This window comes from Streptomyces prasinopilosus, assembly GCF_001419695.1.
Classification (GTDB): Bacteria; Actinomycetota; Actinomycetes; order Streptomycetales; family Streptomycetaceae; genus Streptomyces; species Streptomyces prasinopilosus.
This window is the reverse complement of the sequence record NZ_LIRG01000190.1, coordinates 1-10,554: the sequence shown is the minus strand read 5'-3', so window position 1 is coordinate 10,554 and position 10,554 is coordinate 1. Positions and strand designations below refer to the sequence as shown.

Here is a 10,554-nt window from a genome sequence, read left to right as displayed (position 1 = left end):
AGCAGTACGTCAAGAACGCCTACCTGAACCAGGACCAGACGGTCCGCCGCAAGTTCACCGAGGCGATGATCGCCCTCAAGCTCGACAACCGGATGAGCAAGGAGGAGATCCTCGAGAGCTACCTCAACACGAGCTGGTTCGGCCGCGGCACCTACGGCATCCAGCGCGCCGCCCAGGCCTACTACGGCAAGGACGTCAGCGAACTCGACGCCAGCGAGGCCGCGTTCCTGGCCTCCCTGCTCAAGGGCGCCGGCCTGTACGACCCGACCCTGAGCGACGCCAACCGCGACCGTGCCGAGGAGCGCTGGGCCTGGACCCTCGACCGGATGGTCGACATCGGCAAGCTCTCGCGGGCCGAGCGGGCCACGTACAAGAAATTCCCCGAGCCGCTGAAGAGCAACCCGCTGTACTCCACCGGTGAGCAGAGCGACTACCTGGTCGAACTCGCCTCCCAGTACGCGAAGAAGTCCGGGGCGATCTCCGACAAGGAGTTCGACCTCGGCGGCTACCAGATCTACACGACCTTCGACAAGGAGCGGGAGAAGCGGCTCACGGACGTCGTCACCAAGGCCCGCAAGAAGGCGCTGAAGGACGACCCGAAGACCGCGAGGACCGTGCACTACGGGGCCGCCTCGGTGGCCGCCGACGGCCGGATCCTCGCCGTCCACGGCGGCCCCGACCACCGCAAGCAGGGCTACAACGAGTCCAACGCCACGACCGTCCCCGCCGGTACGGCCTTCACGCCGTTCGTGTACGCGGCGGGTCTGCAGCACGGGGTCCGCACCACCCGCGACGGGGGGACGACGCCCGTCACCGGCGAGTCCCTCTACGACGGCGACGACGACGTGCCGGTGCGCACGCCGGAGGGGCCGTACTGGGACCGCAGCGGCCGCAAGGTCGCCGCCAGCAACGACGGGGACGAGTCCTACGGGCAGATCTCCCTGCGCCGGGCGATGGCACTGTCGGCGAACACGCCGTTCATGCAGCTCGGCATGGACACCGGTCTGGACAAGGTGCGCGCCACCGCCGTGGCCTCCGGATTGCTGCCCTCCAGCATCGGGGCCCGGGTGCCCGCGCTGTCGATGGGCAGCTCCACGCCCAGTGCCATCCGCATGGCCGGCGGCTACGCGACGTTCGCCGCGGACGGCGAGCACACCGAGCCGTACTCGGTGCGCCGGATCACCCGCAACGGCGCCAGGATCCCCCTGGACCTGCCCGAGCCGCGCCGGGCGGTCCGCGCCGACGTGGCCCAGGAGGTCACCTCCGCGCTCGAGGACTGCTTCCGCGAGGCCCACCCCGACGGCGCGCCCGACGGCGCGGAGGTGGCCGGGAAGCCCGGGACGACGGAGAAGGACACCGCCGCCTGGTACGTCGGCACGTACGAGGCCGTGTCCACGGCGGTCGTGGTCTACCGCATCGACCTCGCCGAGAGCCTGGAGCCGCTGCCGTTGAAGGGCATCGCCGGAACCGCCGGCGACAGCGTCCCCTACGGCATCTGGTCCGGTGCCCTGGGCCTTCCCGGGTGACCACCGACCGGCACCACAGTCCCCCCACCGACTCTGGAGAACGAGCCGCACATGAAGTCATCCTCGGGGCGCCGCCGCAAGGCCCGGGCACCGCGTCGCACCGCCGTCTTCCGCCCCGCGGTCCTGGCGTCGGCGGCGCTCCTCGTCACGGCGTCGCTGACGGCGGGTTACCTGGTGCTGAACACCGCGGACGAGACCGCGCCGACCGCTTCCGCCGGGGGCCGGAAGAAGGCGGCGGGGGGCGTCGTGGAGGAGCCGGAGTGGGACGGCCGGACCAAGGTCCTGGGGGACGGCTCCACCTCCTACACCGGCCCGCAGAAGGGCCGGCTGGAGCCGAAGCCGCTCAAGCCGGGCCAGAAGCCTCCCCAGTTCGTCGTCTTCTCCTGGGACGGCGCGCTGCAGGGCGAGGACGGGCTCTTCTCGCACTTCCTGGACGTGGCCGAGGCGAACGACGCCCGCATGACGTTCTTCCTCACCGGGATCTACCTGCTGCCGAAGACCAAGAAGGAGCTGTACGACCCGCCCCAGCACGACAGGGGGTCCGCGGCGATCAGCTACCCCACCGACGAGCACATCCGCACCACGCTGGAGCAGCTGGGCAGGGCCTGGAAGGAGGGGCACGAGATCGGCACCCACTTCAACGGGCACTTCTGCGGGGAGAAGGGCGGCGGCGACTGGAGCGTCGCGGAGTGGAAGAGCGAGATCGACCAGTTCAACTCCTTCGTGAAGAAGTGGAAGACCAACACCGGTTACACGGACCTGCCCGCGCTGCCCTTCGACGTCGACAGGGAGGTCACCGGCGGGCGGGCCCCCTGCCTGGAGGGCCAGGCGAACCTGCTGAAGGCCGTCAAGGAGTACGGCTACCGCTACGACTCCAGCTCCGCGGGGGACTTCCAGATATGGCCGGTGAAGAAGGACGGCGTCTGGGACTTCCCGCTGCAGATGCTCCCGTACGAGGGCGGCAAGTACCAGGGCCTGTCGATGGACTTCAACTTCCTCTACAACCAGTCCGGCGGTGAGACCGACGGTGACCCCGCCATGTACCCCCAGTGGGAGCAGGAGACCGTCGACACCTACATGGCCGGGTTCAACCGCGTCTACCACGGCAGCCGGGCACCCCTGTTCATCGGCAACCACTTCGAACAGTGGAACGGCGGCATCTACATGCGGGCCGTGGAGCGGACCATCGAGAACGTGTGCACCAAGAAGGACGTCCAGTGCGTGTCCTTCAAGGAACTGGCCGACTGGATGGACGTGCAGGAGCCCGCGACGCTGGAGCGGCTGCGCACCCTCGATCCGGCCCAGTCGCCGGACTGGTCGACCGTCGTGAGGTGAGGATCCGTCACGAGATGGTCAACTGGCCCTCCCCTCTTCACAGGTGCCGCACATCCCATGCGAGGATGCGCCTCCCGGCATCCCCCGCCGGGGTAAGAGGGGAACACCAGTGAAGTCAAGAAGAATCAGCCGTACGCGGCGCCGCGCCACCATATTCGGGGCGGCCACCGCCTCCGTCATCGCCGGAGTGGCGATGCTGCCCAACTGGAGCGCGGGCGCCGCCGTCACCGACGACCCGACGGTGGACGCCAAGACCAAGGCGACCTTCCAGCGGCTCGCGGACGCGGTCTTCACCGACCGCACGGAGGCCCTGGTCGGCGGCGGACGGAAGGACCGGAACAAGCCGCGGACCGACGGCTTCTCCGGAGACGTCCGACTGTCCTCCGGCACGGCCCGCAGCCAGGACTCGGCGCTCTCGAAGCTGGACCGGCGCCGGGGCGAACTCGCGAAGCTGGGCGAGAAGTACAGCAAGGGCAACACGAGCGTCACCCTGGGCGCCACGAACGTGAAGGGCCGCACGGCGAAGGCCGTGGTCACCGAGACCACGACCCTCACCTACCAGAAGGTCCGCGGCAGCGAGCCGGGCACCACGGGGTTCCAGGTCCGCCACGAACTGACGTTCACCGCGGACCGGCGGGGCGACTGGCAGCTGACCGGAATCCGCCCGGCCGACGAGGACAACCTCGCCGTGAACGAGACGGCCACGCCCGCGCCCGTACCCGCCCCCACGGCCACGCCCTCGGCCCCGGCCTCGGCCACGCCCACGCCTTCGGCCTCGGCCTCGGCTTCGGCCACGGCCTCCGGTTCCGTGAAGGCGAGCACCACCACGCCCGCGGCGCCCAAGGCCTCGACCTCGTACCCCGGCCCGGCGAATCCGAAGGACTTCACCGCCAGTGGGCTGGACTACAAGGCGATGGCCGACTACGCCAAGCGGTACTGGTCCGACTACAACCCGGCCTACCCGAACTTCAACGGGGCGGGCGCGGGCGGCGACTGCACCAACTTCGTCAGCCAGGCCCTGAAGGAGGGCGGCTGGAAGCACGTCCCGGGCTACGTGTACGACTACACCCGGTGGTTCGGCAACGCCGAGATCCAGTCGCACTCGTTCATCGGCGTCAACGAGTGGTCCTGGTTCGCCCAGAACTCGAAGCGGACGACCAGCCTCGCCAACGTCTACCAGATGGACGTCGGTGACGTGCTCCAGGTCGACTTCGACCGGGACGGGTCCAAGGACCACACCATGATCGTCACGTCCCGCAGCAAGGGCGTGCCGTATCTGACGTACCACTCCACCAACACCTACAGCAGGTCGGTGTCGAGCATCATCGCGTCGTACCCGAACGCGTCGTACTACGCGTACCGCACCTGATCGACCCGGGGGCCGTCGGACGAGGGTTCCGGCGGCCCCCGGCCGTGCGGCGTCCACCGGAGGGTGCGGGGGCCGGAGACGGGTGCCTTGCGGAAAACCGTGAGCAGTCGGCGGACATGTGTCACATGGACGCTCGTATGAGCGCCATCAGGACAGTGGCGGCCGAAGTGCTCACGCTTTCGGCGCGGTGGACCGCCGCACGGACGTCGGGATCGGGGTGGTCGGACGGCCGGCCTCACGGCAGGTGGAACGGTCACCTCGCGACGTGCGTGAGGAAGGCCGTCCAGGAGGCGGGGGAGAGGGCGAGGCGCGGACCGGCGGTGTCCTTCGAGTCGCGTACGAGGACGACGGCCGGGGCGGCGGCTATCTCGACGCAGTTGGAAGCGTCGGGACTGTAGGTGGATTTACGCCATGGATCATCGGTCATGCGAGGCTCCCTCAGCTGTCTCGGGCGATGCGGTGGATCAGATCACGGGACTCGGCCGGTTCGAGGGCGTTCGACTCCATGCGGTCCAGCACTGAACGGTACTTGTCCAACTGGGCTTCTCCGTCGAGGAATTCGCACCCGTGGTGGGTGTCCAGCTGCACTGTGTCGAGCTGGGGGACAGGGCCCAGCAGGTAGTCGATCGACTGTCCCGTCCCCGGGAAGGACCCCTTGCCGAACGGGATGATCCGAACGGTGACGTGGTCGAGTTCGCTCATGTCCAGCAGGTGCTGGAGCTGGGCGCGGACGGTCGCGGAGCCGCCGTACCCCATGTGCAGAGCGGACTCGTGGATCACTGCCGTGTAAGGAGGCGGATCCTCGCGGTGGAGAACGGCTTGACGCTTGATGCGATGGGACACGCGGTGCTCGATCTCGTGCTGCCGCAGGGGCGGCACCGCCTCACGGAAGAGGGCGCGGGCGTGGTCGGTGGTCTGCAGGAGCGCGGGGACGTGAACCACCAGTGCCACGCGCAGGGCTGCCGCATGGTGTTCCAGTTCGGCGAGGTCGATGAGGCCTACGGGCAGGTTCTCGCGGTACTCCTCCCACCAGCCCCGTGAGCGCCGCCCGGTCATCGCGGCCAGGGCGTCGACGAGCGCGGCGTCGGAGCAGGCGTAGGTGCGTGCCATGGAATGGACCCGGTCGGCGCTGACGGGGGTGCGGCCCGTTTCGATCATGCTGACGCGCGCCTGGTTGACGCCGAGCAACTCGCCGGCGCCGGTGGCGGTGAGGCCGGCCCGCTCGCGAAGCTTGCGCAGCTCGGCGCCCAGCCTCCGTTGCCGCAGCGTCGGATTGTTGGTGGGCGGCACAGTGCTTCCTTCCTGGCCGCAATGCGGCGCCTCTCTCCCTCACACGAGTGAAATGCGGATGGATCCATTTGTTTTCGTAGGATCCATCTAACCAACCACTCTACGGTGGTCACGCAACGCTCGACCGCCCGCTCCGGAAGCGCACCGCAACCGCGGCACTGCCACCGCCGACGTCGCCGTTGAGCGAGCTCAAGTCACCTTCTCCCGTGGAGCCGTTCATGGTCACCGTAGCCCCGCCCCACCCCTGGGCGTACGTCCTTCGCCTGCCGCATGACCCCCGCGCCGTACGCGTCGCACGCATGACGGTGCGTGCCGTGCTCGGCGGGCACGGGAAGCAGGACGCCGCCGAGGCGGTGGAGCTGCTGACGTCCGAGTTGGTCACCAACGCCTACCGGCACACCACGGGCCCCGCGTCGCTGCGGCTCACCTGTCTGAGCGACGGCCGGCTGCGGGTCGGGGTGTGGGACAGCCACCCGTACGTTCCCGCGCCGTTCGACGGGTCCCCCGGGGACCGGACGGCGCTCGCCCCGGCCGACGCCGAATCCGGACGCGGGCTGCGCATCGTGCGGGAGTACGCGGACAGCTGGGGCGGATGGTCCCTCGGCGACGGCCTGCCGGGGCGGAGCGCGGGGAAGCTGCTGTGGTTCGAGGTGGGCGGGCGGCGAGGCCCGACGTGACGGACCGGATGCCGATCGTGCCCGCGCCCCCCCGGCGCCCGGCGGTCCCTGCGCCCGGCCGTCGCCGTACGGGCAGCCGGCCCCGCCGCACCCCCGGCACGACCCCTACGGACAGTTCCGGCCCCCGCAGGGCTGACGGCGGTGCCCGGCGGCCCGCCGTAGTCACACCGGTCGGTGTTCCCTACCCGTCAGGTCACCCGACTCTGCCCTCGCGTCCCTTCCCGGACCGGCGCGCTCGGAGTAAGGATGGAACGTTCGTTCCGCCCCTCTGGAAGGTTTCCGGTGCACCCGCGCGAATCCGAGCTCCATGCCGGTGACAGTTCCCACGGTTCCGCTCGTGTCCGTACACCGGGGAAGAAGCCGGGCGGGGACGGGCCCTCCGCGCATCCCCTGCTGGCTCTCCAGAACAGCGCCGGCAACGCCGCCGTCGTGCAGATGCTCCGTCAGGAGGGCCACGCCTGGGCGCAGCCCGAACAGCACCTGCACGACGCCGGCTGCGGGCACCAGCAGACCGGGCAGCCGCAGGTGCAGCGGTCCGCCGTCCACGACGTCCTGCGCTCCGGCGGCTCCCCCATGGACAGCGGGCTCCGGGAGGAGATGGAGGCCCGGCTCGGCGCCGACTTCTCCCAGGTGCGCATCCACGACGACAGCGCCGCCCGCGCCTCCGCCGCCGAGGTCGGCGCCCGCGCCTACACCTCCGGCCACCACGTGGTCATCGGCGACGGCGGGGGCGACAAGCACACCCTCGCCCACGAACTGACCCACGTCATCCAGCAGCGGCAGGGCCCCGTCTCCGGCACCGACACCGGCTCGGGGCTCAGGATGTCCGACCCCTCGGACGCCTACGAGCAGGCCGCGGAGCAGAACGCCCGCCAGGTCATGTCCGCGCCGCTCCCGGTGCAGAGGAGGGCGTCCGCGGACCGGGAGAACCCGGGGCCGGAATCGTCCCCGGCCGAGGAGACGCCGGTCCAGCGCGCACCCGACTGGAAGAACAACCCGACCAAGAACGCCCTGGCCGCGCAGAAGGCGGCCCATCCGGGCGACGCGCTCGTGCACACCCTGCACCACATCGTGCCCAAGTCCCTGCTCGAACAGTTCGCCCGTCTCCTCAGCCCGGCCCAGCTGACCCAGGTCGTGAACGCACTGCAGCCGCACGCCCCCTCGGCGTTCACCACCCCCCAGGCGTCCCTGGGCGCCGTGTCGAAGGCCCTCAAGAACCTCCCGGCCAACTTCGCCCTGGGCCCCGAGCCGGCCGGCAGGAGCGACGATCCGGGCAGCAGCGGACCGGACCTCAACTACTCCACCGAGGACGGTTCCATCACGCCCCGGTCCGAGCAGCTGGAACGCGTCTACGAGTTCATCGACCAGCAGGTGAGCGCAGGGGGCCCCGTCGCACCGGGAGACCTGCAGACGCGGTTCATCGCCCCCCTGATCGTGGCATGCCAGGAGCACGCCCTCGCGATCGCCCGGGACGGCCTCTCCGGCCCCGTGGGCCTCGACCCGAACCGGACGCGCTGGCTCGGGGACGCGGCCACGCGGACCCAGCACCGCAACGGCATGCTCGAACCGCTCGTCTGACACCCGGCCCGTCCGCCGGGCGGGCCCGTGTGCCGGGGCGGTGCGGTCCGCCACGGACCGGTACGGACCTCTCACCCCGCCGCCCCGCGGGGTGAGAGCAACGTTCCCTGGCGGTCACCCGCAGCCCCACCGGGTCGAAACGCGCCCTTCCTACCGTCGGTGCCTCGAGTTCCCGAACACGGTGGAGGCGTCATGACAGTCCCCGGCGGCCGCTGGATCCAGCACTGGGACCCGGAGGACGAGGTCTTCTGGAACACGACCGGGGAGCAGGTCGCCCGCCGGAACCTCCTCCTCTCGGTGCTCTCCGAGCACATCGGGTTCTCGGTGTGGACGATGTGGTCCGTGCTGGTGCTCTTCATGGGCCCGGAGTACGGGCTGAGCCCCGCCGACAAGTTCCTGCTGACGTCCGCGGTGACCCTGGTCGGCGCCGTGGTCCGGGTCCCGTACACCTTCGCCGTCGCGGTGTTCGGCGGACGCAACTGGACGGTGATCTCCGCCGCGCTGCTGCTCGTCCCCACGGCCGCCGCGTTCACCGTGATGGAACCGGGGACGTCGTTCTCCACGTTCCTGCTGGTCGGCCTGCTGGCCGGGATCGGCGGCGGCAACTTCGCCTCGTCCATGACCAACATCAACGCCTTCTTCCCGCTGCGGAAGAAGGGCTGGGCACTCGGCCTGAACGCCGGCGGCGGCAACATCGGCGTCCCGGTGATCCAGCTCGCCGCCCTCGCGGTCATCGGGGCGGGCGGCGGGCCCCGGGTGCTGCTCGGCCTCTACCTCCCGCTGATCGTCGTGGCCGCCGTGCTCGCCGCCCTGCGCATGGACAACCTGGCCTCGGTACGGAACGACACCGGTGCGGCCAGGGACGCCGCCCGGGACCCGCACACCTGGATCATGTCCTTCCTCTACGTCGGCACCTTCGGCTCGTTCATCGGCTACAGCTTCGCCTTCGGGCAGGTGCTGCAGAACCAGTTCGACCGCACACCGCTCGAGGCCGCGTACGTCACCTTCGTCGGCCCGCTGCTCGGCTCCCTGATCCGCCCGGTGGGCGGACGGCTCGCCGACCGGTACGGCGGCTCGCGGATCACGCTGTGGAACTTCGTCGCCATGGGCGCGGCGACCGGAGTGCTGATCGTCGCCTCCACCCAGAGGTCGCTGACGCTGTTCACCGCCGCCTTCGTGGTGCTGTTCGTGCTCACCGGCCTCGGCAACGGCTCGACGTACAAGATGATCCCGGGCATCTTCCAGGCCAAGGCGCTGGCCCGGGGACTGAGCGGCGAGGAGGCGGCCGCGTACGGGCGCCGGCTGTCCGGGGCCTCCATGGGGCTGATCGGCGCGGTGGGCGCGCTCGGCGGCGTCGGCATCAACCTCGCCTTCCGCCAGTCCTTCCTCGCCCACGGCTCCGGCACCGGGGCGTTCGCCGCCTTCCTGGCCTTCTACGCGGTCTGCCTGGTGGTCACCCGGGCCGTATACCTTCGCCGACCGGCACGGACGGCCGCCCCGACGGCCGCCACCGGGGACGAGTCCCGGCTCGGCTACGCCGAGGTGTGACGTAACACGGGGGACACGGCGCCGAACCGAGCCCGTCATGGACCATTGACAGGCTCGGTGCCGCGTGAGGACGAGCCGTGCCTCACGCGGCACACCGAACGCAGCCACACCCGACGCAGCACACCGACTCGAGTGCGGGACGAGAGCGGGACGAGAACCATGGACGACGAACAGCAGCCATCCGGCCGGCCCACGGAACCACCGGCCGGACCGCCCACGGAACACCCCGGCGAACCGCCCGCGGAGCAGCCCCCCGGCCACGGGCCGCTCGCGGGCTTCACCGTGGGCGTGACCGCCGCGCGCCGGGCCGACGAACTGGGCACGCTGCTCAGGCGGCGCGGCGCCGCCGTCCTGCACGCCCCCGCGCTGCGGATCGTGCAGCTCGCCGACGACAGCGAACTGCTGGCCGCCACCGAGGAGATCATCGGCCGGGCCCCGGACATCGCGGTCGCCACGACGGCGATCGGCTTCCGCGGCTGGATCGAGGCCGCCGACGGCTGGGGACTCGGCGACGACCTGCTGAGCCGGCTGCGCGGCGTGCGGATCCTGGCCCGCGGACCGAAGGTCAAGGGCGCGATCCGGGCCGCCGGGCTGACGGAGGAGTGGTCGCCGTCCTCGGAGTCGATGGCCGAGGTCCTCGACCGGCTCCTGGAGGAGGGCGTCGACGGACGGCGGATCGCCCTCCAGCTGCACGGCGAACCGCTGCCCGGGTTCGTGGAGTCGCTGCGGGCCGCGGGAGCGGACGTGGTGGGGGTGCCCGTCTACCGGTGGATGCCGCCGGAGGACATCGCCCCCGTCGACCGGCTGCTGGACGCCGTCGTCGCCCGGACCCTGGACGCGGTCACCTTCACCAGCGCGCCCGCCGCCGCGTCCCTGCTGTCCCGCGCGGGCGAGCGCGGCCTGCTCGACGAGGTCCTCGCCGCCCTCGGCCACGACGTCGTGCCGGCCTGCGTCGGCCCGGTCACCGCGCTGCCGCTGCAGGCCCGGGGCGTCGACACCGTCCAGCCGGAACGCTTCCGGCTCGGCCCCCTCGTCCAGCTGCTCTGCCGGGAACTGCCCGGCCGGGCCCGCACGCTGCCGGTCGCCGGGCACCGGGTGGAGATCCGGGGACACGCCGTCCTGGTGGACGACGCACTGCGCCCCGTACCGCCCGCGGGCATGTCGCTGCTGCGGGCCCTGGCCCGGCGCCCCGGCTGGGTCGTCGCCCGCGCGGACCTGCTGCGCGCGCTGC

8 protein-coding genes and 1 pseudogene are annotated in these 10,554 nt (G+C 71.2%); 7 read left to right on the top strand and 2 right to left on the bottom strand.

The window, feature by feature from the left end:
* The 3 genes from AOK18_RS09660 to AOK18_RS09650 all read left to right on the top strand — a co-directional run.
* On the top strand, positions 1–1,526 hold a 1,526-nt coding region (locus AOK18_RS09660; RefSeq protein ID WP_055694031.1), incomplete at its 5' end, for a transglycosylase domain-containing protein.
* Between the two features lie 51 nt (positions 1,527–1,577).
* A complete protein-coding gene (locus AOK18_RS09655; RefSeq protein WP_055694030.1) occupies positions 1,578–2,861 on the top strand; it encodes a polysaccharide deacetylase family protein in 1,284 nt (427 codons plus the stop codon).
* Between the two features lie 109 nt (positions 2,862–2,970).
* A complete protein-coding gene (locus tag AOK18_RS09650; RefSeq protein WP_240503122.1) occupies positions 2,971–4,230 on the top strand; it encodes an amidase domain-containing protein in 1,260 nt (419 codons plus the stop codon).
* A gap of 253 nt (positions 4,231–4,483) precedes the next feature.
* Here AOK18_RS09650 and AOK18_RS30570 read toward each other — a convergent pair whose 3' ends face one another.
* Positions 4,484–4,657, bottom strand: a complete 174-nt coding sequence (locus AOK18_RS30570) for a DUF397 domain-containing protein (protein WP_074993253.1) — start codon at positions 4,655–4,657, stop codon at positions 4,484–4,486.
* Between the two features lie 11 nt (positions 4,658–4,668).
* Positions 4,669–5,520 (bottom strand): helix-turn-helix domain-containing protein, encoded by an 852-nt coding sequence (locus tag AOK18_RS09640; protein WP_055571632.1) that lies wholly within the window; start codon positions 5,518–5,520, stop codon positions 4,669–4,671.
* A gap of 218 nt (positions 5,521–5,738) precedes the next feature.
* On the opposite strand from AOK18_RS09640, the gene AOK18_RS09635 reads away from it, so the two are divergent.
* The 4 genes and pseudogenes from AOK18_RS09635 to AOK18_RS09620 form a co-directional block, all read left to right on the top strand.
* Positions 5,739–6,197, top strand: a complete 459-nt coding sequence (locus tag AOK18_RS09635; protein ID WP_055694028.1) for an ATP-binding protein — start codon at positions 5,739–5,741, stop codon at positions 6,195–6,197.
* Between the two features lie 246 nt (positions 6,198–6,443).
* A pseudogene (locus AOK18_RS35325) lies at positions 6,444–7,181 on the top strand (eCIS core domain-containing protein); the annotation flags it as partial.
* Between the two features lie 786 nt (positions 7,182–7,967).
* On the top strand, positions 7,968–9,323 hold the full coding sequence (locus AOK18_RS09625) for a nitrate/nitrite transporter (protein ID WP_055694027.1): 1,356 nt from the start codon (positions 7,968–7,970) through the stop codon (positions 9,321–9,323).
* Between the two features lie 159 nt (positions 9,324–9,482).
* Positions 9,483–10,554, top strand: a 1,072-nt coding sequence (locus tag AOK18_RS09620; protein ID WP_079104931.1) for a uroporphyrinogen-III synthase, incomplete at its 3' end; no start/stop codon positions are given.

What these genes read in the sequence shown, in the direction of transcription:
- AOK18_RS09635 (WP_055694028.1), top strand. Translation starts at nt 5,739, where the DNA reads ATGGTCACCGTAGCCCCGCCCCACCCCTGGGCGTACGTCCTTCGCCTG.
- AOK18_RS09625 (WP_055694027.1), top strand. Translation starts at nt 7,968, where the DNA reads ATGACAGTCCCCGGCGGCCGCTGGATCCAGCACTGGGACCCGGAGGAC.
- AOK18_RS09655 (WP_055694030.1), top strand. Translation starts at nt 1,578, where the DNA reads ATGAAGTCATCCTCGGGGCGCCGCCGCAAGGCCCGGGCACCGCGTCGC.
- AOK18_RS30570 (WP_074993253.1), bottom strand. Translation starts at nt 4,657, where the DNA reads ATGACCGATGATCCATGGCGTAAATCCACCTACAGTCCCGACGCTTCC.